Source organism: Ideonella dechloratans (assembly GCF_021049305.1).
Classification (GTDB): domain Bacteria; phylum Pseudomonadota; class Gammaproteobacteria; order Burkholderiales; family Burkholderiaceae_C; genus Ideonella; species Ideonella dechloratans.
In genome coordinates this window covers 1,755,117-1,781,500 of record NZ_CP088081.1, presented here as the reverse complement: position 1 = coordinate 1,781,500, position 26,384 = coordinate 1,755,117, and the positions used below count along the sequence as shown (strand labels likewise).

Genomic DNA, 26,384 nt, shown 5'->3' with positions numbered 1-26,384 from the left:
CCATGCGCACCGCCCACGCCTTCGCCACTGCCCTGCTGTCGGCCCTGCTGCTGACCCTGCAGACCGCGCCCGCCTGGGGACAGGACGCCGGCGCGGCGCCCCCCGCCGAGGCGGCGCCTGCGCCCGGCATCCTGGACCGCTGGTTCCCGCCCAAGCCGGAAGGCCTGGACGCGCAGGAGCGACTGCAGGTCACCGCGCCCTTCGTCGAACTGCACACCGGCCCGGGTCGCGGCTACCCGGTGTTCCATGTGGTCGAGCGCGAGGGCTGGATCACCATCGTGCTGCGCCACACCGACTGGTACAAGGTGCGCACCGAGGACGGCAAGATCGGCTGGATGAACCGCGAGCAGCTGGCCAGCACCCTCACCGCCTCGGGCGACCGCAAGACCTTCCGCGAGGTGGTGCTGGACGACTACCTGCGCCGGCGCGTCGAGATGGGTGCCACCTTCGGCCGCTTCGATTCGGAGCCGGTCATCAAGCTCTGGGGCGGCTACCGCCTGTCCGACACGCTCAGCGTGGAGCTGGCCTCCAGCCAGGTGCAGGGCGTCTATGCCGGCACCAGCCTGTGGCATGTGGCCCTGCTGACCGAGCCCTGGTTCAAGCAGCGCCTCTCGCCCTTCTTCGGCGTGGGCGTCGGTCGCTTCCACAACGTGCCCAACAAGAGCCTGATCGACGCCCACACCACCGACGCCAACCTGGGCATGGTCACGCTGGGCGTCAAGTACCACCTCAGCGAGCGCTTCGTCGCCCGGCTGGACTTCGAACTCACCACGGCCTTCCTCTCCGACGCCAAGACCTCCGACTACGGCGCCTACAACGCCGGCCTCTCCTTCTTCTTCTGACCCCGCCCCACCATGCGACGCTCCCTCCTTCCCCTGCTGCTGGCCGCGCCCCTGCTTGCTCCCCTGGTCAGCCAGGCGGCCGACGCCGCCAGCGAAGCCCCCGTGCAGCCGCAGATCGACCGCCGCGACGTGCGGGTGCCACGCTTCCCCTCCAACGACTTCGAAGTCGGTCTGTTCTTCGGTCCCTACTCGACCCAGAACTTCGGCAGCAGCATCGCCGTGGGCGGACGCCTGGGCTACCACATCACCGAGGACTTCTTCGTCGAGGCCGCCTACGGCCGCACCACGGTGAGCGACGACGCCTTCAAGCGCGTGCTGCCGGGCGGCGTCTTCACGCCGGGCGAGAACAAGCTCAGCTACAGCGATCTGTCGGTGGGTGTGAACGTGCTGCCCGGCGAGGTCTTCCTCGGGCGTGACCACGCCCTGCCCTCGCAGCTCTACCTGATCGCCGGCGCCGGCACCACCCATTTCAACGGCCAGCGCCAGCAGACCTTCAACTTCGGCCTGGGCACCAAGGTGTACTGGAACGACAGCTTCGCGCTGCGGGTGGACCTGCGCGACCACGTGTTCTCGCTGGACCTGCTGGGCAAGCGCGACAGCACCCACAACCTCGAGCTGACCGCCGGCGCCTCCTTCCTGTTCTGAGCCATGCCCATGTTGTTGCGCCGTGCCCTGGTCCTGTCCTCGCTGGGTCTCCTGTCCTTCACTGCCGCCCAGGCGGCCACGCCCGCCCCAGGCGGCACCGCCCCGGATTTCACCCTGCGCGCCCTGCACGGCCCCAACCTGCGCCTGAAGGAGCAGCGTGGCCAGGTGGTGCTGCTGAACTTCTGGGCCAGCTGGTGCGGTCCCTGCCGGGAGGAGATGCCCCAGCTCGACCGGCTCTACCGCAAGTACCAGTCGGCCGGCTTCACCCTGCTGGGCGTGAGCGTGGACGACGACCCCAAGGCCGCCGGCGCCATGGCCGACAAGCTGGGCGTGGCCTTCCCGGTGCTGCTCGACAGCGACAAGCAGGTCAGCAAGGCCTATGACCTCAGCGCCATGCCCTCGACCGTGCTGATCGACCGCGACGGCCGCGTGCGCTACCTACACCGCGGCTACCGCGACGGTTTCATCGCCACCTACGAGCAGCAGATCCGCGAGCTGCTGAAGGACTGAGCCATGCCTGTGCCCATGCCCCCCTCCCCCCAGCCGCGTGCGCTGCTGCTGCTGGGACTGGCCCTGGCCGGCGTCTGCGGCGGCTGCAGCACCGAGCCCTGGGTCAAGCCCTACGAGCGCGAGCGCCTGGCCGACCCGATGATGCAGTTCTCGCGCGAGGTCCTGGCCGACAAGCAGCGCGACCACGTCTACTCGGTGCGCGAGGGCGCCCGCGGCGCCACCGGCGTGCAAGGGGGTGGCTGTGGCTGCAACTGACCCCCGCTGGCCGCGCTGGGCCCGCGCCCTCTGGGCCGTGGCCGCCCCCCTGCTCAAGCTGCTGGGCCTGACTGCGCTGGCTGCCCCGGCCGCCCGTGCGGTGGACCTGCCCCAGGACCACGAGGAGGCGCTGATCCACCTCTACAACGGCGGTGGTGTGAAGGCCTACGGCCCGGCCCTGCTGGTGCGCAAGAGCGTGGCCGACAAGGTCTCGCTGACCGGCAGCGTCTATGTGGACATGGTCAGCAACGCCTCGATCGACGTGGTGACCACCGCCAGCCCCTTCCGCGAGAACCGCGTGGAATGGGGCCTGGGCGTGGACCATGTCGAGCAGGACACGCTGATGCACCTGGGCGTCTCGCGCAGCACCGAGCCCGACTACGTGGCCAGTGCCGCCAACCTGGATGTCTCGCAGGATGTCTTCGGCGGCATGAGCACCGTGGCCCTGGGCTTCACGCTGGGGCAGGACGACGTGGGCCGCCACGGTGAAACGGGCTACTTCGACCACGCGCGCCACTGGCAGTACCGCCTGGGCCTGACCCAGATCCTGAGCCCGCGCTGGATCGCCTCGGTCAACGGCGAGGCCATCGCCGACGAGGGCTACCTGGGCAACCCCTACCGGGTGGCGCGGGTGTTCGGCGCCTATGTGCCCGAGCGCATGCCGCGCACCCGCACCGCCCGCGCGCTGCAGCTGCGGGTGATCGGCGACATCAGCGACGAGGGCGCCAGCGACCGCAGCGCGGTGCGGGCGTCCTACCGCTACTACCGCGACACCTGGGCGGTGCAGGCCCACACGCTGGAGCTGGGCTACACCCGCCACTTCGGCCCGGACTGGCTGGGCGACGTGGCCCTGCGCCTGAACCACCAGGGCGCCGCCCTGTTCTTCAGCGACAACGCGCAGAGCGAAACCCTCTATGTCACCCGCAACCGCCAGCTCAGCGCCTTCAACAGCTACGCGCTGGCCGGCAAGCTCAGCTACACGCTGCCGGGCGACACCGCCCAGCGCTACGGCCTGCAGCTGAACGCCAACCTCGAGCTGCTGAGCTTCCACTACAGCGAGTTCACCGACATCCGCACCGGGCAGCTCTACCACTTCAACGGGCAGAACCTGCAGCTGCTCCTCACTGGGAAGTTCTGATGCGACGACTCCACCTCCTGCTGGGCACCGCCCTGCTCGCCCTGGGCCTGAGCCTGTCCGCCCGGGCCCAGACCCCGCCCGCCGATGCCGCATCCGCCGCGCCGGCCCCGGCCCCGGCCGCCAGCGCCTCGGCTCCCCTGCCGAGCGACGCCGCGCTCGACGCCCGTGCCGAAGACCTCAAGCGCGAGGTGATCACGCTCAACCGCGACCTGCTGGCTCTGGAGGAAGAGTTGCTCTACCCGGCCAGCACCCAGGTCAACGTCTTCGTCTCGATGGACGTGGGCAAGCTGTTCATGCTGGAGTCGGTGCAGGTCAAAGTGGATGACAAGCTGGTCGCCCAGCACCTCTACACCCCGGCCGAGGTCAAGGCCTTGCACCGCGGCGGCGTGCAGCGCCTGTTCGTGGGCAACCTGCGCAGCGGCCCGCACGAGATCACCGCCTTCTTCACCGGCCAGGGCCCGCACGAGCGCGACTACAAGCGCGGCACCACGCTGCAGTTCGACAAGGGCAGCGAGACCCGCAACATCGAGCTGAAGGTGCGCGATGCCCTGGGCAAGCTGCAGCCCGAGTTCGACGTCAAAGTCTGGCCGTGACACACCCGAGTTCCTCCGCGCCCCGGCGCCCCGGCCCCTTGCTGGCCACCCTGCTGGTGGCGGGCCAGCTGTGGGCCTGCCTGGGCCTGGCCGGCCCGGCGCGCGCCGCCTCCGACCCGCCCGAGCCCGAGCATGTGGTGCGGGCACCGCACTACGGTGAGGTGCTGTTCCACTTCCACCAGGACCAGACCTTCACCGCGCTCACTTCGCTGATGGTCTCGCAGCAGTTCGACCGCCTGGGCGTGCACGCCGACGAGGCCGAGGTGCTGCGCGGCGGCCTGCTGCTGTCCTACGGCATGCACCGCGAGGCCGGCCAGGTCTTCGAGCGCCTGATCGACCACGGCGCCACGCCCGAGGTGCGCAACCGCGCCTGGTACTACCTGGCCCGGGTGCGCTACACCCGGGGTGAGCCGCAGGCCGCCGATGCCGCCCTGGCCCACATCCAGGGCGAGCTGCCCGGCGCACTCGACGACGACCGGCGCCTGCTGCAGGCCCAGGTCAAGCTGGCCCTGGCCCAACCCGCCCTGGCGGCCGAAGCCCTGACCCCGCTGGCCAGCGCCGACAAGCCCCGCCCGCCCGCACCTGCGCCGGTGGACGAGGACAACCCGCCGCCGCGTCCGGGCCTGCTGGCCCGCCTCACCTCTCTGGTGCTGGCCCCCTTCAGCGGCCCGGACCCGCTGGCCGCCAACGATGCCGACGCCCGGCTGTTCGCCCGCTACAACCTGGGCATCGCCCTGATCCGCCAGGGCGACGCGACCGGCGGCACCCGCTGGCTGGACGAACTGGGCCAGATGCCCGCGGCCAACGAGGAGCAGCGCGCCCTGCGCGACCAGGCCAACCTGGCCCTGGGCTACGCCGCCCTGCAGCGCGAGGCGCCCGAGCAGGCCCGCCAGTACCTGGAACGCATCCGCCTGAAGGGCCCCAGCTCGGACAAGGCCCTGCTGGGCTATGGCTGGGCCGCCCTGGGCCTGAAGCAGCCCAAGCTGGCCCTGGTGTCCTGGACCGAGCTGGCCCAGCGCGACCCCTCCCAGCCCGCCGTGCAGGAGGCCCGCCTGGCGGTGTCCTACGCCCTGGCCGAGCTGGGGGCCGACACCCAGGCCCGCGACGGCTACCAGTCGGCCCTGGGCAGCTACCAGGACGAAGACCAGCGCCTGGGCGAGGCCATCGCCGCGCTGGACGACCCGGCCTGGCTGGACGAACTGCTGGCCCGCAACCCGGGCGTGGAGATGGCCTGGTTCCGCAACGCCGAGGACGTGCACCACCTGCCGCACCTGCGCCTGCTGGCCCCGGCCCTGGCCGGCCACGCCTTCCAGGAGAGCTTCAAGACCTGGCGCGACCTGCGCTTCCTGCAGGACAACCTGGCCGCCTGGCAGGAGACCCTGGCCGTCTACCGCACCATGCTGGACGAACGCCGCAAGGCCTTCCTGGAGCGCCTGCCCGACGTGGCCAGCCAGCGCCAGCAACTGGACCCGGCCGCGCTGCTGCCGCGCCAGCAGCAGCTCGACGGCGAACTGGCCCAGGCCGAGGCGGACGCCGATGGCCGCGCCTTTGCCGACGCGGCCCAGCGCGCCCTGCTGCAGCGGGCCGACCGCGCCCGCGACACCCTGGCCCGACTGCAGGCCGCGCCCGCCAGCCCGGACGCGCCCGCCGCCACGCTGCAGGACGCCGCCGAACGCCTGCGCGTCCTGCAGGGCCTGCTGGCCTGGGACCTGAGCCAGGCCTACCCGGAGCGCCGCTGGGCCGCCCGCAAGGCCCTGGGGGACAGTGCCCAGGGTCTGCAACAGGCCCAGGCCGCCCGCCAGGCCCTGGACCAGGCCGCGCGCGACGAGGCCCAGCGCTTCGTGCAGTTCCAGCAGCGCATCGACGAACTGTCCCGCCGCATCCAGGCCCTGCAGGCCCCGCTGGCCACGGCCAGCGCCCAGCAGGCTCAAGCCCTGAGCCGGATGGCCCAGGACGGCCTGCGGCAACAGCAGGAACGCCTGGCCGGCTATGCCCAGCAGGCCCGCTACGCCCTGGCCCAGTTGCTGGATCGCGGCCGTGACGCATCGACGGAACCCGAGCATGCCCCGACGCCCTGAGCCCCGCCACCTGACGACCCTGGCGGCTGCCCTCTCGGTCGCCTGGCTGGGCGGCTGCAGCCTGTGGTCGTCCCGCCCGGCGGGCGACGACGAACCCACCCTGCGCACCCTGGCCGAGCGCACGCCCCCGGCCATCCAGACCGGCAAGCTGCGCAGCACCGAGGACCAGGCCCTGGCCGCCTGGCGCGCCCTGCTGGCGGCCCAGCCCAACCCGCGCCAGCGCGCCCAGGCCCTGCGCCGCCTGGGCGACCTGGAGATGGACCGCAGCGACAGCGCGCTGGCCGCCGACACCGGCGCCTCGGCGCCGCAGGCCAGCCACCGCGAGGCCATCGCCAGCTACCAGGCCTACCTGAAGGCCTACCCCCAGGCCCCGGACAACGACCGCGTGCTCTACCAGCTGGCCCGCGCCCACGAACTGGATGGCGAGCCAGAGGCCGCGCTGGCCACGCTGGACCGCCTGGTGGCCAGCTACCCCGCCACCCGTTATCTGGACGAGGTCCAGTTCCGGCGCGGCGAGCTGCTGTTCACCGCCCGCCAGTACCCGGCGGCCGAGCAGGCCTACAGCGCCGTGCTGGCCCGTCCCGAGCCCACCGTCTTCCACGACCGGGCGCTCTACATGCAGGGCTGGTCGCGCTTCAAGCAGGGCCAGCTCGACGGCGCGCTCGAGGCCTTTCTGGGGGTGCTCGACGGCAAGCTGGCCGACCAGGACCCGGCCGTGCCGCTGGAACAGCTCGACAGCCTGAGCCGGGCCGACCGCGAGCTGCTGGACGACAGCTTCCGCGTCGTCAGCCTGACGCTGGAGAACCTGCAAGGCGCGGCCAGCATCCCACCGGTCACCGCCACCCCGGCGCGCCAGCACTACCAGGTGCGGCTGTACCGGCGGCTGGCGGCGCTCTACCTGCAGCAGGACCGCCCCAAGGACGCGGCCGACACCCTGCTGGCCTTCACCCGGCTGCGGCCCGAGGACGCCCAGGCGCCCGCCTTGCAGAACGAGGTGATCGGCATCTACGCCCAGGCCGGCTTTGCCCAGCAGGCCCAGCGGGTCAAGGTCGACTTCGTGACCCGCTACGGCGCGCGCGGCCCCTACCGCCAAGCCAACCCCGGGGCCTGGCAGGACGCCCAGCCCCAGGTGCGCGAGCACCTGGCCGAGCTGGCCCGGCAGGCCCACGCCCAGGCGCAGCAAAGCCATGCGCCGGCCGACGTGGCCCAGGCCGTGCAGTGGTACCGCACCCTGCTGACCGACTTCCCGGACCATCCGGAGACGGCCGAGAACCGCTTCCTGATGGCCGAGTTGCTGTTCGAGGCCCGCCGCTTCGACGAAGCCGCCCTGGCCTACGAACAGACGGCCTACCCGGCTCAAACGCCGGACACACCAGACACTCCGACCGACAAGCCCAGCCCCGCGGGCATGGCGCCGGCCCGGCGCACCGAGGCTGGCTACGCCGCCGTGCTGGCCCGCGCCGAGCTGGTGAAGGCCGCCCCGCAGGCCAACCGCCCGGCGCTGGAGCGGGACCAGGTGGCCAGCGAGCTGCGTTTCGCCCAGGCCTTCCCCGCCGACAGCCGCGCCCCGGCCGTGCAGGCCCACGCCGCCGAGACGCTGTACCGCCTGGGCGACGCCCCCGGCGCCAATGCGGCCGCGCTGGCCCTGCTGCAGCGCCAGCCCGCCGCCCCCGAGGCCCAGCGCCGCACCGCACTGAACGTGCTGGCCCACACCCGCTTCGAGGACGGTGCCTTCGACGAGGCCGAGCGCTACACCCGCGAGGCCCTGGCCCTGACCCCGGCCGCCGACGCCAGCCGACGCGACCTGACCGAACGCCTGGCCGCCTCGCTCTACAAACAGGGCGAGCAGGCCCGCACAGCCGGCGACACCCGGCGCGCCGCCGAGCTGTTCACCCGCGTCACCACCGAGACCCCCGAGGCCAGCGCCCGGGTGGCCGCGCAGTTCGACGCCGCCACCCAGCGCCTGGCGCTGAAGGACTGGGCCGGTGCCAGCCAGCTGCTGGAGGACTTCCGCCAGCGCTTCCCGCGCGACGCCCTGCAGGCCCAGGTGCCGCCCAAGCTGGCCCTGGCCTACAGCGAGCAGGGCCGCTGGGCCGACGCCGCGGCCGAGGCCGAGCGCATCGCGCAGAACGAGACGGACCCCGAGCGCGCCCGGGCCGCCCGCTGGCAAGCCGCCCAGTGGGCCGACCAGGCCCAGGCCGCCCCCGGCGCCCCGCCCCGCGCCCGCGCCGAAGCCGCCCGCAGCTGGGAGGCCTACTGGCGCGCCCACCCGCAGCCCCTGCCCGAAGCCGTGGAGGCCCTGAACCACCTGGTGCTGCTGGCCCATGCGGACGGACAGACCCCGCGCGAACGCCAATGGCAGCGCACCCTGGTGCAGGCCGAGGCCGCGGGCGGCGCCGCCCGCACCGAGCGCAGCCGCAGCCTGGCGGCACTGGCCGCGCTGGCCCTGGCCGACGAGGACGGCGAGGCCTTCCGCGCCGTGGCGCTCAAGGAGCCGCTGCAGAAGAGCCTGGCCAGCAAGAAGGCCCGGTTGGAGACGGCCCTGCAGGCCTACGCCCGCGTGGCCGACTACGGCACGGCCGAGGCCGTCACCGCCGCCACCTTCCGCACCGCCGCGCTGTACCAGGACTTCGGCCGCGCGCTGATGGACTCCGAGCGCCCCCGCAAGCTCAGCAAGCTCGAACGCGAACAGTACGACGTGATGCTGGAGGAGCAGGCCTATCCCTTCGAGGAAAAGGCCATCGGCCTGCACGAAGCCAATGCCGCCCGGGCGCCGCAGGGCCTGTACGACCGCTGGGTGCGCCAGAGCTTCGACGCCCTGCGCACGCTGCGCCCGGCCCGCTGGGCCAAGGCCGAGCGCGAGGCGCCCTGCGGGGCTGGCGCCGCCCTGACCCGCCAGGGTCTGGCCGCCCGGCAGGACGGCAACTTCGTGGCTGCGGGACAGGCCTGGGCGCAGGCCCTGAAGACCGACAGCAGCTGCGCCGCTGCGGCCCTGAACCTGGGCGTACTCAACGACCTCTACCTGGGCTCGCCCGAGGAGGCCCTGCGCTGGTACCAGCAGTACCAGACGCAGGCCGCCGCGCAGGGCCTGGGCGCCGACGCCCAGGTCGGCAAATGGATCACCGAGGTGCAGCGCCGCCTGCCCAAGCCCGCGGCGCCCGCCGCCGCCCCTTCTGCCGCCGCAGAAGCCGCCCCGAAGGCTGCTTCCGCGCCCGCCAAGGAGACCACCCCATGACCTCGCATCCCTCGCTCACACTGGCCCTCGGCCTCGGCCTGCTGTTGCCCCTGGCGATGCTGACCTCCAGCGCCCATGCCCAGGACCAGGCCGAGGTGGCGCCCAGCAAGATCATCGGCAACCGTGAGCTGCCCAAGGTCCTGTACTTCGTGCCCTGGAAGAAGCCGCTGACCGATCCGCTGGCCGGCAAGCCCCCGGCCAGCGTGCTCGACGAGGTGCTCTCGCCGATCGACCGCGAGGTCTTCCGCCGCAACGAGCGCTTCACGGCCGCGGCCACCGCCGCATCGGCCCCCGCGCCCTGAACCCGCCCCCATTTCCTCTTCGACCCTTTCCCCACGCATCGCGCCCCCGGAGTTCCCCGCCATGACCACCTTCGAATCCATCGTCAAGTTCTTCCAGGACTGCGGCCTGTTCATCATCCCCAGCCTGACCATCATGGCCATCGGGCTGAGCATCGCGATCGAGCGCTTCATCTTCCTGCGCCGCGCCCGGCGCGAGAACAGCGCCCTTTGGGCCCAGGTGCAGCCCATGCTGCAGCAGGCCCAGTGGAAGGAGGTCTACAGCGTGGCCAGCAAGAGCGACGCCGCACTGGGCAAGCTGGTGAGCAACGGCCTGCAGCGCCTGCAGAGCTCGCGCAAGCGCGAGGACATCGACGCGTCGATGGAGGAAGGCATGATGGAAATCGTGCCGCGCCTGGAGAAGCGCACCCACTACATCGCCACCTTCGCCAACGTCATCACGCTGGTGGGCCTGCTGGGCACCATCTCGGGCCTGATCAAGGCCTTCACGGCGGTGGCCCAGGTGAACCCGGCCGAGAAGGCCGAGCTGCTGTCCGGCTCCATCTCCATCGCCATGAACAACACCGCCTTCGCGCTGGGCGTGGCCATCCCCTTCCTGCTCATCCATGCCTTCCTGCAGGCCCGCACCGGCGAGATCGTCGACGGCCTGGAAGCCGCCAAGATCAGCTTCCTGAACCTGGTGCAGCGCCTGGCCCCCGAAGCCGGCAGCCGCTGAGCGGCCGGCCCGAGAAAGCGCAACATGCGAGTCCGACGCCTGCGCAAGACACCGGCGGCGCTGGAGGTCACGGCCTTCATCAACCTGATCGTGGTGCTCGTGCCCTTCCTGCTGTCCACCGCGGTGTTCACCCGGCTGGCGGTGCTGGAGCTGTCGCTGCCGGCCAAGTCCGCCGGGGTGGAGCAGCTCAAGGTCGACCACCTGCAGCTCGAGGTGGTCATCCGCCCGGACGCCCTGGACGTGGGCGACCGCGTGGGCGGCCTGATCCAGCACATCCCGCACACGGCCCAGGGCCCCGACCTGAAGGCGCTCAACGCGGTGGTCATGCAGGTCAAGGCCAAGTACCCCGAGCAGAAGGACGCCACCATCCTGGCCCAGCCCGACACGCCCTATGAACTGCTGGTCAAGGTGATGGACGCCACCCGCGAGGGCCGCACCGCCCGCGAGGACGGCAAGGTCGTCAAGGCCGAGCTGTTCCCGGCCATCTCCATCGGCGACGCGCCGCGCGGCACCCCCGCCGCGGCCCACGGAGGCTGACGTGCCCACCCTCACGCCCCTGCAGAAACGGGCCGCCCGCAAGGCCCGCAACCACACCGATCTGGACATGAACCTCGTGTCCCTGATCGACGTGTTCACCATCCTGATCTTCTTCCTGCTGTCCAACGCGTCCGAGGTGGACATCCTGCCCAGCACGAAGAGCGTGCGCCTGCCCGAATCGACCGCCGAGGTCTCGCCCCAGGACACCCTGGTGGTGGTGGTCAGTCCCGAGGAGATCATCGTGGACGGCAAGACCGTGGCCCGTGTGGCCGACGTGCAGGCCGCGCCCACCGACCTGATCGCCCCGTTGACCGCCGCCCTGCAACAGCAGCAGGCGACCCGCCGCGCGGTGCGCGCCGAGAACGCCCAGCTCAGCCAGATCGTCACCATCATGGGTGACCAGAGCATCCCCTACCAGCTGCTGCGCAAGGTGATGACCAGCTGTGCCCAGGCCGGCTTCAGCGACGTGCGCTTTGCCGTGCGCCAGAAGGTGGAGAAAGCATGAGCGCCGCTGCCGTGAGCTTTCGCCAGCCGGTGCTGGCCTGGGCCAATGCCCCGGACGACGAGGCGCGCTTTCGCCGCATCTTCTTCCAGGTGGCCGTGCTGTGCCTGCTGCTGGGCCTGGTCACGCACTTCGTGACCCTGCCCGAGCGACAGCCGGACGAGGCCCAGGCCCTGCCCGCACCGATGGCCCAGCTGCTGCTGGACAAGGACAAGGCCGCCGCGCCCCCGCCCAAACCGCTGGCGCCCACGCCGGCCGAGCAGGCCCAGAAGGAGCCCGTCAAGGAGACCCCGGAGACCGCGCCGCCTACCCCGCAGAAAGAGGCCGCCCGCCCGGCGCCAGCCCCCGCCGGCAAGAAGAACGCCGCCCCGGTACCCGAGGCGCGCCAGCCGGTCGAAGGCAAGCCACCGGGCGAAATCGGTGAGGCCCGCCGCCGTGCCTCGGGCGTCGGCCTGCTGGCCATGAAAGACCAGTTGGCCGCGCTGCAGGGCGCGCCCGCGGCGGTGCAACTCAGGGAGGTGACACCCGGCCCCGGTGTGGGAACGACCAAGGGCGTGGGCGTGGGCGCCGGCACCCAGCCCGGCCTGCCCGACCGGGCGTTGATCACCTCGACCGCCACCGGTGGCAGCGGCGGCATCAACACCGCGGGCCTGAGCAAGGACACCGGCGGCGGTGGCCTGGCCGGCCGATCCACCACGCTGGTGGCCGGGGTGGCCGGTGGCGGCGGGGGCGGTGGCCCTGGCGGCGGCGGCGGCAAGGGCGGCACCGGGGGCAATGGTGCCGGTGGCACGGGCACCGGCGGCAATGGCACGGGGGCGGGTGGCAGCGTGCAGCGTGGCCACAGCGGCAAGGCCGCCCGCTCGCTGGAGGAGATCCGCCTGGTCTTCGAGCGCAACAAGGGCGCCATCTACGCCATCTACAACCGCGCCCTGCGCGAGGACCCCTCGTTGCAAGGCAAGGTGGTGGTGGAGCTGCGCATCGCCCCGTCCGGCCAGGTCACCGGCTGCACCCTGGTGTCCAGCGAGCTGAAGACGCCCGAGCTGGAGCAGAAGCTGCTGGCCCGCATCCGCCAGTTCGACTTCGGCGCCAAGGATGTGGACGACATGGTGGTCAAGTGGCCGCTGGACTTTCTGCCGTCCTGACGGAATGCAGGCTGGCAACGCGGACAATGCCGGCATGCACGCCCCCACCGTCTACCTCGCCGGTTTCGATGTCTTCCGCCCCGATGCCGTGGCCCAGGGCGAACGCCTGAAGGCCTGCTGCGCCGCCCAGGGCTGGCAGGGCCTCTACCCGCTGGACAACTCCCTGCCCGAGGGCCTGCAGGGCCTGGCGGCGGCGCGCTGGATCTGCGAGGCCAACCTGGCCTTGATCCGGCGCGCGGATGCGGTGCTGGCCAACCTCAACCATTTCCGCGGGGCGGAGCCCGACTCGGGCACCGCCTTCGAGGTGGGCTTTGCGGTGGCGCTGGGCAAACCGGTGGTGGGCTATCTGGACGACGGACGCACGCTGCGGGAGCAGCTGGGCGGCGCCCGGGATGCCGACGGGCTCACGGTCGAGGATTTCGGGCTGCCGCTCAACCTGATGCTGGCCTGCACTGCCCACCTGGTGGTGGGCGACGCACAGGCCGGGCTGCAGGCCCTGAGCTACAGATTCAGAAATCGGCCTTGATCTCCGGCCGTTCCTGGCCGAACACCCCGGTGCGCAGGTTCATCTCGGCACGGAGCAGGCCGTTGAGGGTGATGGTGCAGGCGCCACCGCGTCGTTTGGTGTAAGCGCCGCGCCTTTCAGGGCGCCTTGTGCAGGGCCTGCTGCAGGAAGTCGTACAGCGCCTGCTCCTGGCTGAAGGCCACGTTGAAGCGCAGCCAGGGGCTGGGGGCCAGCTCGCAGCTGAACAGGTGGCCCGGGCCCAGCATGATGTCGCGCTCGGCGGCCTGGTTGGACAGGGCCACGGTGTCGGCCAGGGCCGGGTGGCGGGCCCACAGGAACATGCCGGCCTTGGGCTCGGCGAACAGCTCGAAACCCAGGGCCGCCAGGCGGTTGCCGGTGTGCTCATGGGCGACGGCCAGGCGCTCGCGCAGGCTCTTGAGGTGCTTGCGCCAGCGCCCTTCGGTCAGGGCACCGTGGGCCAGGCGCTCGCTCAGCTCCGAACTGGTGAGGCCGGAGACCATCTTCAGCTGGGCCAGGTCCTCCACCATGTCGGGGTGAGCCATCAGGTAGCCCACCCGCAGGTTGGGCGAGATGGTCTTGGAGTAGCTGCCGATGGTGATGACCCGGTGCAGCTCGTCCAGGCTGGCCAGCGAGGGACGGGGCTCCGGGTCCAGGTCGGCGTAGATGTCGTTCTCGACGATGGTGAGCTCGTGGGCCTCGGCCAGCTGCAGCACCCGATGCAGATGGGCCAGCGGCGCCACCGAGCCGGTGGGACTGTGCAGCCGCGGCTGGGTGAAGAAGACCTTGGGCTTGTGCTCGACGATCAGGCGCTCCAGCGTGGCCAGGTCGTAGCCCCGCGGTGTGCGCGGCACCCCCAGCAGCCGCGCGCCCTGGTAGCGCAGCGAGAACAGCAGGTTGGAGTAGCCCGGGTCGTCCACCAGCACCGGGTCGCCCGCGCGCACCAGGCGCCGCAGCGCCAGGTCCAGGCCCTGGCTGGAGCCCTGGGTCAGCAGCACATGCTCGGGCCGCACCTGCACCTGGCGCTCGGCCATCGATTCGCCGATGAGTTGGCGCAGCGGACGGAAGCCCTTGGGGTCGCCGTAGCCACCCAGCTCGCCCTCTTCGGCCGCCATGGCCCGCAGCGCCTTGCGCAGGCCCTCCTCGAACAGCCAGTCGCCGGGCAGCCAGCCGCAACCCACCTTCATGCTCAGGTGGCGGTGCTCGAAGATTCGGCGCAAGTACCACTTGGCGTCAAAGTCCGCCCCTGCCACGCTGGCGACCAGGCTGCTGTCTTCGTCACGGCCGTGGCGCTGGCGCACAAAGAAGCCGGTGTGCGGGCGCGACACCAGCAGGCCGATCGCCACCAAACGGTCATACGCTTCGACGACAGTGAAGACACTCACCCCATGGGCCTGGGCGAACTGGCGGATGGACGGCATCTTGGTGCCCGCCCTCAGCCCCCCTTCGACAATCAGGGCGCGCACCCCCTCCACGATCTGCGTGACAAGGGGGATGGTGGAGGAAGGCTTGAGCTGCAACAACATGGACGGCGGCTGTACCGGTTTCACGGCCTGTACAGTGCAGAAGTGTTTTTCCGCGATCTGTACATGGTAGCGCCGACGCCATGGCTCCCAGAATCGACGTTCAGCGGCCGACACCGTGCCCGCCGCCCGATCAGGAGAGACACCCCATGCCCCGCGACTCGTCCAAGCCATCTTCCCAGAACAACGCCGAGCTGATCGCGCGCCGCCGCGCCGTCATGCCCGCCGGCGTCGGCCAGACCTACAACGTCTTTGTTGACCGCGCGGTCAACGCCGAAGTCTGGGACGTGGAAGGCAAGCGCTACGTCGATTTCTCGGGCGGCATTGCCGTGCTGAACACCGGTCACCAGCATCCCAAGGTGATCGCAGCCGTCAAGGCACAGCTCGACAAGGTCCACCACACCTGCTTCCAGGTGCTGGCCTATGAGCCCTATGTGGAACTGTGCGAGCGCCTGGTGGCTCTGGCCCCCGGCAATTTCGCCAAGAAGGCCTTCCTGCTGACCACCGGCGCCGAAGCCGTGGAGAACGCGATCAAGATCGCCCGCTCGGCCACCAAGCGCCAGGCCGTGATCGCCTTCGGTGGCGGCTTCCATGGCCGCACCCTGCTGACCATGGGCCTGACCGGCAAGGTCGCTCCGTACAAGGCCGGCTTCGGCCCCTTCCCGGCCGAGATCTACCACGCCAAGTACCCCAACGCCATGCACGGCGTGAGCGTGGCCGATGCGATCGCCTCGATCGAAGCCATCTTCAAGTACGACGTCGAAGCCGAGCGCGTGGCGGCCATCATCCTGGAGCCGGTGCAGGGTGAAGGCGGCTTCTACGTGGCCCCGCCCGAGTTCGTGAAGGCGGTGCGCGCGCTGTGCGACCAGCACGGCATCGTGATGATCGCCGACGAGGTGCAGGCCGGCGCCGGCCGCACCGGTACCTGGCTGGCCTGCGAGCAGTGGCCGGTGGCCCCGGACCTGATCACCATGGCCAAGTCCATCGGTGGCGGCTTCCCCATCTCGGCGGTCATCGGCAAGGCCGAGATCATGGACAAGCCGGGCCCGGGCGGCCTGGGCGGCACCTACGCCGGCAGCCCGATCGCCTGCGCCGCCGCACTGGCCGTGCTGGAGGTGTTCGAGGAAGAGAAGCTGCTGGACCGATCCAAGGCCATCGGCGAGCTGCTGACCACCGGCTTCCAGGCCATGGCCCAGCGCCACAAGAGCATCGCCGACGTGCGCGGCATGGGCGCCATGGTGGCCATCGAGCTGTGCAAGAACGGCGACCCGCACCAGCCCGATGCCGAGCTGACCAAGCGTGTCTGCAACGAAGCCATCGAGCGCGGCCTGGTCCTGCTGTCCTGTGGCGTGTACGCCAACGTGATCCGCGTGCTGGTGCCGCTGACCGCTTCGGACGCGCTGCTGCAGGAAGGCCTGAAGCTGCTGGAAGAGTCGCTGGTGGCGGCCAGCCAGGCCTGAAGCCTTCACTGAAGCCGGCGCGGGCTGCGGGAGGCAGCGCCGGCCGGCTGTCTCGTTCCCGGCACCGGCCACCCGGCGTGGTGCCCGCTCCCACAAGTTCATTGTCCGAGGGCTCCCCACGCCATGAGTTCGCCCCCCCTGGTTCGCTTCGCCGGTGTTCAGAAGACCTATGACGGTCTGAGCCTGGTGGTCCGTTCGCTCGATCTGGAGATCCAGCGCGGCGAGTTCCTGTCGCTGCTGGGCCCCTCCGGCTCGGGCAAGACCACCACGCTGATGATGCTGGCGGGGTTTGAATCCCCGACGGCCGGCGAGATCCTGTTGGATGGCGCTCCCATCACGAAGACACCGCCGCACAAGCGCAACTTCGGCATGGTGTTCCAGAACTACGCGCTGTTCCCCCACATGACGGTGGCGGACAACGTCGGCTACCCGTTGACGGTGCGCAAGGTGCCCAAGGCCGAGATCGCCCAGCGCGTGGCCAAGGCCCTGGACATGGTGCAGCTCGGGGGCAAGGGTGACCGCTACCCCGCCCAGCTCTCGGGCGGCCAGCAGCAGCGCGTGGCCCTGGCCCGCGCCCTGGTCTTCCAGCCGCAGCTGGTGCTGATGGACGAGCCGCTGGGCGCGCTGGACAAGCAGCTGCGCGAGCACATGCAGATCGAGCTCAAGGAGCTGCACCGCCAGCTTGGCATCACCTTCGTCTACGTCACCCACGACCAGGGCGAGGCGCTGACGATGAGCGACCGCGTGGCGGTGTTCAACGACGGCGAGATCCAGCAGATCGATGCCGTCGAGCGCCTGTACGAGACGCCGTCCAACCGCTTCGTGGCGGGCTTCGTGGGCGACAGCACCCTGCTGACCGCCACCACGGCCAGCGCCAACCACGACGCCTGCGAGATCGTGCTGCCCTCGGGCGAACGTCTGAGCGGCATCAACGTCAATCACGTGCACCCGGGCACTTCGGTGGTGGCTTCCGTCCGCCCCGAACGCATCGAGGCCTGGTTCACGCCCCCGGAGAACGAGGGCAACACGATCAAGGCCGCGATCACCGATGTCATCTACTTCGGTGACCACCTGCGCCTGCGATGCGCCATCGCAGGCCAGGCGCTGGCCACCGTCAAGCTGCCGCTGTCCCGCGGCGAACAGCCGGTGGCCGGCCAGGCGGTGTGGCTGCACATTCCCACGCCGTACCTGCGCGTCTACGCCTGAGCGCGCAGCCAAGACAGAACAAGACAGAACAAGACAGAAGAAGAAACGAACTCTCCGCTCCACCTTACCTGCTGAGTTCCCCAACCCTCCTCTCAGGAGACATGCGTATGTTGAAGACTTCCGTGGCCCTTGCGGCCGCCCTCCTCGCCGCCCTGCCGGCCATGGCCGAAAGCCAGCTGACCGTGGTGAACTTTGGTGGTGCCAACGGCGCGGCCCAGAAGAAGGCCTATGTCGAGCCCTTCGAGAAGACCACGGGCACGAAGATCGTCTCGGTCGAATACAACGGCGAGCAGGCCAAGATCAAGGCCATGGTCGAGACCAAGAAGGTCTCCTGGGACGTGGTCGAGGTGGAGAGCCCGGACGCCGCCCGCGGTTGCGACGAGGGCCTGTTCGAGAAGATGGACTGGAGCAAGGTCGGGCACAAGGCCGACTTCATCCCGGCCGCGGTGAGCGAGTGCGCCGTCGGCGCTTTCGTGTGGTCCACGGTGATGGCCTATGACGGCGACAAGCTCAAGACCGCTCCGAAGACCTGGGCCGATTTCTGGGATGTGAAGAAGTTCCCCGGCAAGCGCGCCATGCGCAAGGGCGCGCGCTACAACCTGGAATTCGCGCTGATGGCCGATGGCGTGAAGCCGGCGGATGTCTACAAGGTGCTGGCCACCAAGGAAGGTGCCGACCGCGCCTTCAAGAAGATGAGCGAGCTCAAGGCCAACATCCAGTGGTGGGAAGCCGGCGCCCAGCCGCCGCAGTTCCTGGTCGCGGGTGACGTGGTCATGGCCACGGCCTTCAACGGCCGCATCGACGCCGCCCAGCGCGAAGGCAAGAACCTGAAGATCACCTGGACCGGCGGCATCTACGACCTGGACTACTGGGTGATTCCGAAGGGCTCGCCCAACAAGGACCTGGCCATGAAGTACATCGCCCTGGCCGCCTCGCCGGATGCCCAGGCCGAGTACGCGCGCAACATCTCCTACGGCCCGACGAACAACAAGGCCCTGTCCAAGCTGGACGCCAAGGTGCTGGCCCTGCTGCCCACCTCGCCGGCCAACGCCAAGGATTCGCTGAAGTTCGACATCGGCTTCTGGGCGGACCAGGGCGAGGCCCTGGAAAAGCGCTTCGCCTCCTGGGCAGCGCAATAAGCCGGCACTGAGGTGAGCCCACGATGACCGTCGCTGCCACGACCACCGCCCCGGCCCCGGCCGCGGGCTCGAACGCGTTGACACGCGCCCTGGCCCGTTCGGAGCGGCGTCGCCGCATGACGGCCATCGCGCTCACCTTGCCGCTGCTGCTCTTTCTGCTGGTGACGCTGCTGGTGCCCATCGGCGCCCTGCTGGTGCGCGCCATCGAGAACCCGGAGGTGGCGGACGCCCTGCCGCGCACCGGCCAGGCCCTGTCCGGCTGGGACCGCCACAGCACGCCCCCTTCGGCCGCCTACGCCGCCCTGGTCGATGACCTGGGCCATCTGAGCGATGGATCCGACGCTGGCGCGGTGGCCCGCCGCCTCAACACCGAGCTGCCCGGTTCGCGCTCGCTGATCATGGGCACCTACCGTGCCCTGCCGCTGGGTGACAAGCTGAGCCCGGATGCCGTCAAGGACCGGATGCTGGCCCTGGACCCCCGCTGGGGCGAGCTGCCCTACTGGCAGGCGATTGCGAAGAGCGCCTCGCGCTGGACCCCCGACTACCTGCTGACCTCGGTGGACCTGCACCGCAAGCCCGAAGGTGGCATCGAGCGGGTGGCGCCTGACCAGCGGGTCTTCTTCAGCATCCTGCTGCGCACCTTCGAGATCAGCGCAGTGGTGACCCTCTGGTGCCTGGCGCTGGGTTATCCGCTGGCCTACTGGCTCTCCACGCTGACGGCGCGCCAGGCCAATGTGCTGATGATCCTGGTGCTGGTGCCCTTCTGGACCTCCATCCTGGTGCGGGTGGCCGCCTGGATCGTGCTGCTGCAGCGCGAGGGTCTGGTGAACAGTGCCCTGATGGGCATCGGCGCGATCCACGAGCCGCTGGCTCTGCTGTTCAACCGCACCGGCGTGATCATCGCCATGGTGCACATCCTGCTGCCCTTCATGATCCTGCCGCTGTACAGCGTGATGAAGTCGGTGCCCGGCACCTACCAGCGCGCCGCGGTGTCGCTGGGCAGCTCGCCGCTGGCGGCCTTCTTCCGCGTCTACGTGCCGCAAACCTGGCCGGGCGTGGGCGCGGGCGGTCTGCTGGTCTTCATCCTGTCCATCGGCTACTACGTGACGCCTGCCCTGCTGGGCGGCGCGGACGACCAGATGCTGAGCTACTACATCGCCCAGTACACCAACGTGGACATCAACTGGGGCATGGCCTGCGCACTGGGGGCCATTCTGCTGGCCGCCACGCTGGTGCTCTACGGTCTCTACCGCCGCGTGGTGAAGTCCGAACTGAGCCTGGGGTGAACCGATGAGCTTCTTCTCTTTCCTGCGTCCCCAGTTTCCGGCCTATGCCACGCCACTGGACAAGGCGGGCTGGTGGCTGCTGCGGCTCTTCGGCCTGGGCGTGCTGCTGTACCTGCTGCTGCCCATCCTGGTCATCATGCCGCTGTCCTTCTCGGCCAGTTCCTTCCTGGCCTACCCGATGCCCGGCTGGTCGCTGGAGTGGTACCAGAACCTCTTCACTTCCGAGGACTGGGGACGCGCGGCCAAGAACTCCTTCATCGTGGCCCCCACCGCCACGGTGCTGGCCACGGTGCTCGGCACGCTGACGGCCGTGGGGCTGGCGCGCGTCAACTTCCCGGGCAAGGGCCTGCTGATGAGCGTGCTGATCGCTCCGATGGTGGTGCCCATCGTGGTGGTGGGCGTGGCCTGCTACCTGTTCTTCGCCCGCCTGGGCCTGGCAGACACATACACCGGCCTGATCATCGTCCATGCCGCCTTGGGGGCCCCCTTCGTGGTGACCACCGTGCTGGCCACGCTGCAGGGCTTCAACCACAACCTGGTGCGAGCCTCGCTGAGCCTGGGCGCGGGTCCGGTGCAGACCTTCTTCCGCGTGACGCTGCCGGTGATCGCGCCGGGCGTGATCTCCGGTGCGCTGTTCGCCTTTGCCACTTCCTTCGACGAGGTGGTGGTGACGCTGTTCATCGCCGGGCCGGACCAGGTGACGCTGCCACGCCAGATGTTCACCGGCATCCGCGAGAACATCAACCCGACCATCGCCGCCGTGGCCACGCTGCTGATCATCTTCACCACCGGCCTGATGCTGGTGCTGGAATGGATCCGGGGCCGCCGCCGCTGAAGTGCCCATGAGCGACCGTGTCCATCACCAGCCCCTGGGCGGCAATGCCATGCCGCGCTTTGGCGGCCTGGCCAGCATGATGCGGCTGCCGGTGGTGGACAGCCCGGCGGGCCTGGACGCCGCCTTCATCGGCGTGCCGCTGGACATAGGCACCTCCAACCGGTCCGGTGCCCGCATGGGCCCGCGGCAGATCCGCGCCGAATCGGCCCTGCTGCGGCCCTACAACATGGCCACCGGCGCGGCCCCCTTCGACACCCTGCAGGTGGCCGACCTGGGGGACGTGCCGGTCAACACCTACTCTCTGGAAAAATCGGTCGAGCTCATCACCGGCTTCTACCGTCCGGTGCTGGCCGCCGGCTGCGTGCCGCTGACGCTGGGCGGCGACCACACCATCGCCCTGCCCATCCTGCGCGCCGTCGCCGAGCGCCATGACCCGGTGGCCCTGGTGCATGTGGACGCCCATGCCGATGTCAACGACACCATGTTCGGCGAGCGCATCGCCCACGGCACGCCCTTCCGCCGAGCGGTGGAGGAAGGCTTGCTGCAGGGGGACAAGGTCTGGCAGATCGGCCTGCGGGGCACGGGCTACGCGGCCGACGACTTCGACTGGCCGCGTCAGCAGGGCTTCACCGTGGTGCCGGCGCACGAGGTCTGGTACCAGTCGCTTGCGCCGCTGATGGCCCGGGTGCGCGCCGCCATCGGCGACACCCCCTGCTACCTCAGTTTCGACATCGACGGCATCGACCCGGCCTATGCCGGCGGCACCGGCACGCCGGAGATCGGCGGCCTGAGCGTTCCGCAGGCGCTGGAGATCATCCGGGGCTGCCGTGGCCTGAATCTGGTGGGTGCCGATCTGGTCGAGGTGGCCCCGCCCTACGACCCGACCGGCAACACCGCCCTGCTGGGCGCCAACCTGCTGTACGAGATGCTGTGCGTGCTGCCCGGCGTGGCCTACCGCTGAAAGGGGCGTCCGCCCCGCGATAGAGTGTGGTTTCAACCGCTCCCGCCTTTGCGGGAGCAATGTTCAGGAGACTGTCATGGATTCGTCCACCTCCCCGCTGGCCCTGCTGAAGGACCCCAGCCTGCTGAAGACCGACGCGCTGATCAACGGCGAATGGGTCGGCGCCAACAGCCGCTTCGAGGTCACCGACCCGGCCACCGGGCAGAAGCTGGCCGACGTGGCCAACCATGGCCCGGAATCGGCCCACCACGCCATCGTGGCCGCCAACAAGGCCTGGCCGATCTGGCGCGCCAAGACCGCCAAGGAACGCGCCACGATCCTGATGAAGTGGTTCCAGCTGATGCAGGCCAACGCCGATGACCTGGCCCGGCTGATGACCGCCGAGCAAGGCAAGCCGCTGGCCGAGGCCAAGGGCGAAGTGGGCTATGGCGCCAGCTTCCTGGAATGGTTTGCCGAGGAAGGCAAGCGCGTCTATGGCGAGACCATCCCGACCACCGACAACAACAAGCGCTACCTGGTCATCAAGCAGCCCATCGGTGTCTGCGCGGCCATCACGCCCTGGAACTTCCCGATCGCGATGATCACCCGCAAAGTGGCCCCGGCCCTGGCGGCGGGCTGCCCGGTGGTCATCAAACCGGCCGAGCAGACCCCGCTGTCCGCCCTGGCGGTGGCCGAACTGGCCCAGCGCGCCGGCATGCCCGCAGGCGTGCTGAACATCCTGACCGCCGACGGCGCCAACTCGATCGAGATCGGCAAGGTGCTGTGCAGCTCCGATGTGGTGCGCCACCTGTCCTTCACCGGCTCCACCGAGGTCGGCCGCATCCTGGCGGCCCAGTGCGCCTCGACGGTCAAGAAGGTCTCGTTGGAGCTGGGCGGCAACGCCCCCTTCATCGTGTTCGACGACGCCGACCTGGACAGCGCCGTGGAAGGCGCGATGGTCAGCAAGTACCGCAACGCCGGCCAGACCTGCGTGTGTGCCAACCGCTTCTATGTGCAGGACGCCGTGTACGACACCTTCGTCGAGAAGCTGGCCGAAAAGGCCCGCGCGATGAAGACCGGCAGCGGCTTCGAGGCCGGCGTGACCCAGGGCCCGCTGATCGACGATGCCGCCGTGGCCAAGGTGGAGCGCCACGTGGCCGACGCCCTGGACAAGGGCGCCACCCTGGTGGCCGGCGGCGAGCGCCTGGGCGACCGCTTCTACACCCCGACCGTGCTGGCCAATGTGACCGGCGACATGCTGTGCGCCAAGGAAGAGACCTTCGGCCCGGTGGCCCCGATCTTCCGCTTCAAGGACGAGGCCGAGGTGGTGGAGTTGGCCAATGCGACCGAGTTCGGTCTGGCCAGCTACTTCTACAGCCGCGACATCGGCCGCATCTTCCGTGTGGGCGAGGCGCTGGAGTACGGCATGGTGGGCATCAACACCGGCCTGATCTCCACCGCAGAGGTGCCGTTCGGCGGCATCAAGCAGTCCGGCCTGGGCCGCGAAGGCGCCCACCAGGGCATGGAAGACTATGTGGAGGTCAAGTACCTCTGCCTGGGCGACATCCAGAAGTGATGCGCTGATCAGTCGGCGGCCGGCGGCACTTCGTCGTTGGCCGCCGCCCCTCGGAGCTGGCGGCTGATGCCGTCCCCCGAGACCTGCCCCAGGGCCCGGCTCAGCAGAGCGCGGGCCTCTTTGCCATGGGCCGGGTACTGGGCCACCCCCAGGCGCGCCGACAGCGGCAGCGTCTGCCCTGCCACCAGATAGGGCTGGCTGACCGTCTGCAGCAGCTTGCGGGCCACCCGCTCGGCGTCCTCCTGGGCATCGATCCAGGCCAGCAGCACGCAGAACAGGTCGCCTCCCAGCGAGGCCACCACATCACTGGCGCGCAGCGACGCCCGCAGGCGCACCGCCAGCTTGCGACGCAGCACGTTGGCGGCCTCGGCTCCCATCGAGGCTTCCACCGCCGCCATGCCCTCCAGTTGCAGGGCGATCAAGGCCATGGCGGCTGGCTCGCGCTCACGCAGCGCCAGCAGGTGCGTCATGTGCTCCTGCAATTGCTGCCTGTTGGGCAGGCCGGTGGACAAATCGATGCTGTAGGCGCGGCGTGCCGTGTCGTCCAACTGCTTGCGCTCGATGGCCAGGCGCAGACAACGCCCCAGCACATCGGGCTGCAGATCTGCAGGAGACAGGATGTCCCGGACGCCGCGTTGGACCAGCTTCACACAGTGGGCGGGCGTCGGATCCTGCAGCACCGCCAGCAACGCGCTGTCGAGCGACGCACGTCCCAGGCCGGACCAGTTCAGCAGTGCGGCGGCACCGCCGGGTGACTGCAGGTCGAGCAGCACCGCATCGTAGGTTTGCGCCAGCAGGGCATCAGCCGCCTCGTCCAGGGTGCGGCAACCATGCAGCACGAATGGACCGAAGGGAGATGTCGCCAGATCCGGGGAACCCGGACTGAGGAGAAGGACTTGGTAAGGCGTGCTCATGAGGCGCTTCGTGTCGTCCCGACATGATGCCGCATGGCACGCCCCGTGACCATGCCTGCCGACAAGGGGTCACCCCACCGCCGGCAGGACGGTCGTCGGTGCTCAGAAGGCGTAACCGACCGAGAGGGTGTAGACCAGGGGACGGAAGTTCAGCTTGTCCTTGCGCACCACGGTCATCGGACCGTCGCCAACGTTGGCTTCGGTGGTGTTGGTCACCGTGCTCTTCACATCCGCATAGGCCACCGTGCCCACCACCGACCAGTGGTTGTCGATCTGATAGGTGCCGCCCACGTGGCCGGTCAGGCCCCAGGAAGGAGACAGCTTGATCTTGGTGGGGCCACCTGCTGCCGCATCACCAGCCTGGGTGCTGCGGGTACGGGTGAACTTGGTGTAGTTGACACCCAGGCCGACAAAGGGCGAGAAGCCCGGCAGCACTTCATCGAAGTGGTAGTTCAGGAACGCCGAGGGCGGTGCCTGCTTGACCAGCGCCACCTGGCCGAAAGACTGGATGGCGTCCGTGCCGGTCACGCTGTGCTCGGGCGGAATGCCCAGGGCCAGCTCCGCGCTCCACTTCGGGTTGAAGCGGTACACCACGCCGAAGCCGACGGTCGCCTTGTCATCGACGGCCAGACCAGCCGTGGTGCCGTGCTCCGCCTGCGCCACGTCCACCGGTGTGGGGGTGTCCGTGGTGAAGTGGTTGGGGGCGACGTTGACATGGATGTAGGCGCCGCCCAGGTAGACGCTCCAGCCCTTCAGGGCGGACTCTTCTTCGGCATGGACGGTCAGACCCGCCAGACCCAGGGTGGCGGCCACCGCCACCAGACGCAGGGCTTGCGAGGTTTTCTTATCGAAGTGGCTCATGAAAAACATCCTTGCTGAAGGCCGATCACTGGGCGAAGTTCGCGAAGTAGCCGCGGACGAAGGCCGCGCAGAACGGTGCGGCGTCGGCGTGGTCCTGCTCCGTGCCCGGCGTCCCCACCGTGCTGGAGGCGGCAGGGTAGGTCGCCTGGAAGGCGCCCGCCAGGGTCGCGGCAGCAGTACCCAGCGTGCCAGCGATGGTGGCCGGATTGCCGCGCAGGTCCAGCGCCGGCACCGCCACACCCTTGGTCCCGAAGTAGGTCTGGGCGTCGGTCGTGTTGTAGGCGAAGACGGTCGGATCCGCAGCGCTGTAGCACATGGCCATCGGAGCCTTGGGCGTCCAGTTCAGCAGGCTGTTGGTGGCCGCGGCGCCCAGCATGCCGCCATTGGCGTTGGTCAGTGCAGCAGTGCGGAAGCTGTCGTTGATCATGCCGCCGGTGCCGTACAGCTTGCGGAAGGTGCTGTCAGCCGGCAGCTTGCCGGCGGCGATCAGATCGCTCACCGAACTGTTGCTGGGCAGCAGGGTCTCCATGAAGCCGGCATAAGCCGACTGGTAGGCATCCGCAGGCGTGCTGTAGACATCACCATAGGACTTTTGCCAGCTGGTCAGCAGCAGCGGGGTGAAGAGCGTGGCGCCGGCGTTCACCGCGCAGTTGGGGTCCGAGGAACCCAGGCTGGTGCAGTAGTCCGGGCTGGCCAGGATCTGCGTGACGAAGCGGGTCAGGTTGTACGGGCCGGACATCGGTGCGGCAGCCGTCACGGTGAACTCGCTCGCATAGTCGCGCTCGAGCACCTTCTGGGTGGCCATGGCCACATGGCCACCTTCCGAATAGCCGGTCACGAACAGCTGGGCCGAGGGCGTGCCCAGACCGGACGCCGTCAGATAGCTCTTGGCCGCGCGCAGCCCGTCCACCATGTCCACCGCCTGCGCTTCGGCATTCAGGTAGGGGTGGTAGCTCAGGCTGGAAAGGTCGTACCCCAGGTAGTTCGGTGCGACGACGATGTAGCCTTGCGCGGCGAACATGGCAGCGGTCAGGCTGCCTTCCTGGTTGTTGGCGATGTCGGCCATGTTGAAGGCCTTCTCGGTCGTCGTGCCGTGCGCATACAGCACCACCGGCCGAGAGCCCGTGCAGGCCGCGTTGGTGCCGGAAGGCACGAACACCGCGGTGGAGGCGGTGGCCGCCTCACCCTTCGGGTCACGCGTCATGTACAGCACGTAGGCGATGTGCACATCACAGGTCGCAGCACCGGTCAGCGCCTGAACGCCGGACGCCGAGGTTCCGGCGTCGATCTGGGCCGCAGGGATGGGCCATGTCTGGTTGGGGTTGAGCTGGGCATCCGCCAGCGCAGACATGATGGTTCCCCGAGCCGGCGGGGCATCCTCGCTGCCACCACCACAACCGGCCAACACAAGGGCCGCAGTCAGCGGCAGCAAAGACAATGGGCGCAGGAAACGCATCCAAGACTCCTTCGATTTCATCGCGTTTTCAAAAGCGAACGGTCGTTCGCTTCTGGATAAGAAACTTTAAGCCGGGCAGGTCCCTTTTCCGTCTTGGGACTAACCCGCGTCGGAGGCCCGTGGATACAAAAAGACCGGACTCAGCAGGCCCGGTCTTGACCCAGGTGAAGGAAT

At 69.7% G+C, this 26,384-nt stretch carries 25 protein-coding genes; 21 read left to right on the top strand and 4 right to left on the bottom strand.

Annotated features, from left to right (window positions below):
* The first annotated feature begins 2 nt into the window (after positions 1–2).
* From LRM40_RS08330 to LRM40_RS08265, 14 genes are all read left to right on the top strand, one after another.
* Positions 3–842, top strand: a complete 840-nt coding sequence (locus LRM40_RS08330; protein ID WP_170288859.1) for an SH3 domain-containing protein — start codon at positions 3–5, stop codon at positions 840–842.
* A gap of 12 nt (positions 843–854) precedes the next feature.
* On the top strand, positions 855–1,487 hold the full coding sequence (locus tag LRM40_RS08325) for an outer membrane beta-barrel domain-containing protein (protein WP_151123925.1): 633 nt from the start codon (positions 855–857) through the stop codon (positions 1,485–1,487).
* Between the two features lie 9 nt (positions 1,488–1,496).
* Positions 1,497–1,997, top strand: a complete 501-nt coding sequence (locus LRM40_RS08320) for a TlpA family protein disulfide reductase (protein ID WP_231067795.1) — start codon at positions 1,497–1,499, stop codon at positions 1,995–1,997.
* A gap of 15 nt (positions 1,998–2,012) precedes the next feature.
* The gene (locus LRM40_RS08315) at positions 2,013–2,252 is read left to right on the top strand and encodes a DUF4266 domain-containing protein (protein WP_151123927.1); all 240 of its coding nucleotides are present in this window, start codon (positions 2,013–2,015) and stop codon (positions 2,250–2,252) included.
* Positions 2,239–3,390, top strand: coding sequence for a DUF3570 domain-containing protein (locus tag LRM40_RS08310; RefSeq protein ID WP_151123928.1), 1,152 nt, complete (start codon positions 2,239–2,241; stop codon positions 3,388–3,390). The genes LRM40_RS08315 and LRM40_RS08310 overlap by 14 nt, the downstream gene beginning before the upstream one ends.
* Positions 3,390–3,983, top strand: coding sequence for an AraC family transcriptional regulator (locus LRM40_RS08305; RefSeq protein ID WP_211372984.1), 594 nt, complete (start codon positions 3,390–3,392; stop codon positions 3,981–3,983). The genes LRM40_RS08310 and LRM40_RS08305 overlap by 1 nt, the downstream gene beginning before the upstream one ends.
* Positions 3,980–6,061, top strand: coding sequence for a hypothetical protein (locus LRM40_RS08300; protein WP_151123930.1), 2,082 nt, complete (start codon positions 3,980–3,982; stop codon positions 6,059–6,061). The genes LRM40_RS08305 and LRM40_RS08300 overlap by 4 nt, the downstream gene beginning before the upstream one ends.
* Positions 6,045–9,296, top strand: a complete 3,252-nt coding sequence (locus LRM40_RS08295; protein WP_231067794.1) for a tetratricopeptide repeat protein — start codon at positions 6,045–6,047, stop codon at positions 9,294–9,296. Before LRM40_RS08300 ends, LRM40_RS08295 begins: the two co-directional genes overlap by 17 nt.
* Positions 9,293–9,598, top strand: a complete 306-nt coding sequence (locus LRM40_RS08290; RefSeq protein WP_151124886.1) for a hypothetical protein — start codon at positions 9,293–9,295, stop codon at positions 9,596–9,598. The genes LRM40_RS08295 and LRM40_RS08290 overlap by 4 nt, the downstream gene beginning before the upstream one ends.
* A gap of 61 nt (positions 9,599–9,659) precedes the next feature.
* The gene (locus tag LRM40_RS08285; protein ID WP_022979401.1) at positions 9,660–10,310 is read left to right on the top strand and encodes a MotA/TolQ/ExbB proton channel family protein; all 651 of its coding nucleotides are present in this window, start codon (positions 9,660–9,662) and stop codon (positions 10,308–10,310) included.
* A 24-nt stretch (positions 10,311–10,334) separates the two neighbouring features.
* On the top strand, positions 10,335–10,847 hold the full coding sequence (locus tag LRM40_RS08280) for an ExbD/TolR family protein (RefSeq protein WP_151124885.1): 513 nt from the start codon (positions 10,335–10,337) through the stop codon (positions 10,845–10,847).
* A gap of 1 nt (position 10,848) precedes the next feature.
* Complete coding sequence (locus tag LRM40_RS08275) at positions 10,849–11,352, top strand: ExbD/TolR family protein (RefSeq protein ID WP_231067793.1); 504 nt, start codon at positions 10,849–10,851, stop codon at positions 11,350–11,352.
* Entirely contained in the window at positions 11,349–12,491 is a 1,143-nt protein-coding gene (locus LRM40_RS08270) for an AgmX/PglI C-terminal domain-containing protein (RefSeq protein WP_151124884.1), read from the top strand. Before LRM40_RS08275 ends, LRM40_RS08270 begins: the two co-directional genes overlap by 4 nt.
* 34 nt (positions 12,492–12,525) lie before the next feature.
* Positions 12,526–13,017 carry a nucleoside 2-deoxyribosyltransferase gene (locus LRM40_RS08265; RefSeq protein WP_151124883.1) on the top strand — a complete coding sequence of 164 codons (492 nt, stop codon included), beginning with the start codon at positions 12,526–12,528 and terminating at the stop codon, positions 13,015–13,017.
* 116 nt (positions 13,018–13,133) lie between these two features.
* Here LRM40_RS08265 and LRM40_RS08260 read toward each other — a convergent pair whose 3' ends face one another.
* Positions 13,134–14,537 carry an aminotransferase-like domain-containing protein gene (locus LRM40_RS08260; RefSeq protein ID WP_375138577.1) on the bottom strand — a complete coding sequence of 468 codons (1,404 nt, stop codon included), beginning with the start codon at positions 14,535–14,537 and terminating at the stop codon, positions 13,134–13,136.
* Between the two features lie 149 nt (positions 14,538–14,686).
* Here LRM40_RS08260 and gabT point away from each other — a divergent pair, with 149 nt between their 5' ends.
* The 7 genes from gabT (at position 14,687) to LRM40_RS08225 (ending at position 22,979) form a co-directional block, all read left to right on the top strand.
* Positions 14,687–15,997 (top strand): 4-aminobutyrate--2-oxoglutarate transaminase, encoded by a 1,311-nt coding sequence (gene gabT / locus LRM40_RS08255; protein WP_151124881.1) that lies wholly within the window; start codon positions 14,687–14,689, stop codon positions 15,995–15,997.
* A gap of 123 nt (positions 15,998–16,120) precedes the next feature.
* The gene (locus LRM40_RS08250; protein WP_151124880.1) at positions 16,121–17,203 is read left to right on the top strand and encodes an ABC transporter ATP-binding protein; all 1,083 of its coding nucleotides are present in this window, start codon (positions 16,121–16,123) and stop codon (positions 17,201–17,203) included.
* A gap of 107 nt (positions 17,204–17,310) precedes the next feature.
* Complete coding sequence (locus tag LRM40_RS08245; RefSeq protein WP_151124879.1) at positions 17,311–18,342, top strand: ABC transporter substrate-binding protein; 1,032 nt, start codon at positions 17,311–17,313, stop codon at positions 18,340–18,342.
* 23 nt (positions 18,343–18,365) lie between these two features.
* Positions 18,366–19,628 (top strand): ABC transporter permease, encoded by a 1,263-nt coding sequence (locus LRM40_RS08240; protein ID WP_151124878.1) that lies wholly within the window; start codon positions 18,366–18,368, stop codon positions 19,626–19,628.
* Positions 19,629–19,632: 4 nt separating this feature from the next.
* Complete coding sequence (locus tag LRM40_RS08235) at positions 19,633–20,463, top strand: ABC transporter permease (protein WP_151124877.1); 831 nt, start codon at positions 19,633–19,635, stop codon at positions 20,461–20,463.
* Positions 20,464–20,470: 7 nt separating this feature from the next.
* On the top strand, positions 20,471–21,424 hold the full coding sequence (gene speB / locus LRM40_RS08230; protein ID WP_151124876.1) for an agmatinase: 954 nt from the start codon (positions 20,471–20,473) through the stop codon (positions 21,422–21,424).
* Between the two features lie 76 nt (positions 21,425–21,500).
* Entirely contained in the window at positions 21,501–22,979 is a 1,479-nt protein-coding gene (locus LRM40_RS08225; protein ID WP_151124875.1) for an NAD-dependent succinate-semialdehyde dehydrogenase, read from the top strand.
* Positions 22,980–22,987: 8 nt separating this feature from the next.
* Here the strand turns inward: LRM40_RS08225 and LRM40_RS08220 are convergent, their stop codons facing one another.
* The 3 genes from LRM40_RS08220 to LRM40_RS08210 all read right to left on the bottom strand — a co-directional run bounded on the left by LRM40_RS08220 (position 22,988) and on the right by LRM40_RS08210 (position 26,105).
* On the bottom strand, positions 22,988–23,893 hold the full coding sequence (locus LRM40_RS08220) for a GGDEF domain-containing protein (protein WP_151124874.1): 906 nt from the start codon (positions 23,891–23,893) through the stop codon (positions 22,988–22,990).
* Between the two features lie 102 nt (positions 23,894–23,995).
* Positions 23,996–24,754 carry an OmpW/AlkL family protein gene (locus LRM40_RS08215; RefSeq protein WP_170288913.1) on the bottom strand — a complete coding sequence of 253 codons (759 nt, stop codon included), beginning with the start codon at positions 24,752–24,754 and terminating at the stop codon, positions 23,996–23,998.
* A gap of 25 nt (positions 24,755–24,779) precedes the next feature.
* Positions 24,780–26,105: an alpha/beta hydrolase family protein gene (locus LRM40_RS08210; RefSeq protein ID WP_170288912.1), complete on the bottom strand. Its 1,326-nt coding sequence runs from the start codon at positions 26,103–26,105 to the stop codon at positions 24,780–24,782.
* Positions 26,106–26,384 lie beyond the last annotated feature (279 nt).

Excerpts from the sequence above, each read along its gene's own strand:
- LRM40_RS08330 (WP_170288859.1), top strand. The coding sequence starts at position 3 with ATGCGCACCGCCCACGCCTTCGCCACTGCCCTGCTGTCGGCCCTGCTG.
- LRM40_RS08325 (WP_151123925.1), top strand. The coding sequence starts at position 855 with ATGCGACGCTCCCTCCTTCCCCTGCTGCTGGCCGCGCCCCTGCTTGCT.
- LRM40_RS08320 (WP_231067795.1), top strand. The coding sequence starts at position 1,497 with ATGTTGTTGCGCCGTGCCCTGGTCCTGTCCTCGCTGGGTCTCCTGTCC.
- LRM40_RS08315 (WP_151123927.1), top strand. The coding sequence starts at position 2,013 with ATGCCCCCCTCCCCCCAGCCGCGTGCGCTGCTGCTGCTGGGACTGGCC.
- LRM40_RS08305 (WP_211372984.1), top strand. The coding sequence starts at position 3,390 with ATGCGACGACTCCACCTCCTGCTGGGCACCGCCCTGCTCGCCCTGGGC.
- LRM40_RS08295 (WP_231067794.1), top strand. The coding sequence starts at position 6,045 with ATGCCCCGACGCCCTGAGCCCCGCCACCTGACGACCCTGGCGGCTGCC.
- LRM40_RS08290 (WP_151124886.1), top strand. The coding sequence starts at position 9,293 with ATGACCTCGCATCCCTCGCTCACACTGGCCCTCGGCCTCGGCCTGCTG.
- LRM40_RS08285 (WP_022979401.1), top strand. The coding sequence starts at position 9,660 with ATGACCACCTTCGAATCCATCGTCAAGTTCTTCCAGGACTGCGGCCTG.
- LRM40_RS08280 (WP_151124885.1), top strand. The coding sequence starts at position 10,335 with ATGCGAGTCCGACGCCTGCGCAAGACACCGGCGGCGCTGGAGGTCACG.
- LRM40_RS08270 (WP_151124884.1), top strand. The coding sequence starts at position 11,349 with ATGAGCGCCGCTGCCGTGAGCTTTCGCCAGCCGGTGCTGGCCTGGGCC.
- LRM40_RS08265 (WP_151124883.1), top strand. The coding sequence starts at position 12,526 with ATGCACGCCCCCACCGTCTACCTCGCCGGTTTCGATGTCTTCCGCCCC.
- gabT (WP_151124881.1), top strand. The coding sequence starts at position 14,687 with ATGCCCCGCGACTCGTCCAAGCCATCTTCCCAGAACAACGCCGAGCTG.
- LRM40_RS08250 (WP_151124880.1), top strand. The coding sequence starts at position 16,121 with ATGAGTTCGCCCCCCCTGGTTCGCTTCGCCGGTGTTCAGAAGACCTAT.
- LRM40_RS08245 (WP_151124879.1), top strand. The coding sequence starts at position 17,311 with ATGTTGAAGACTTCCGTGGCCCTTGCGGCCGCCCTCCTCGCCGCCCTG.
- LRM40_RS08240 (WP_151124878.1), top strand. The coding sequence starts at position 18,366 with ATGACCGTCGCTGCCACGACCACCGCCCCGGCCCCGGCCGCGGGCTCG.
- LRM40_RS08235 (WP_151124877.1), top strand. The coding sequence starts at position 19,633 with ATGAGCTTCTTCTCTTTCCTGCGTCCCCAGTTTCCGGCCTATGCCACG.
- speB (WP_151124876.1), top strand. The coding sequence starts at position 20,471 with ATGAGCGACCGTGTCCATCACCAGCCCCTGGGCGGCAATGCCATGCCG.
- LRM40_RS08225 (WP_151124875.1), top strand. The coding sequence starts at position 21,501 with ATGGATTCGTCCACCTCCCCGCTGGCCCTGCTGAAGGACCCCAGCCTG.
- LRM40_RS08220 (WP_151124874.1), bottom strand. The coding sequence starts at position 23,893 with ATGAGCACGCCTTACCAAGTCCTTCTCCTCAGTCCGGGTTCCCCGGAT.
- LRM40_RS08215 (WP_170288913.1), bottom strand. The coding sequence starts at position 24,754 with ATGAGCCACTTCGATAAGAAAACCTCGCAAGCCCTGCGTCTGGTGGCG.
- LRM40_RS08210 (WP_170288912.1), bottom strand. The coding sequence starts at position 26,105 with ATGTCTGCGCTGGCGGATGCCCAGCTCAACCCCAACCAGACATGGCCC.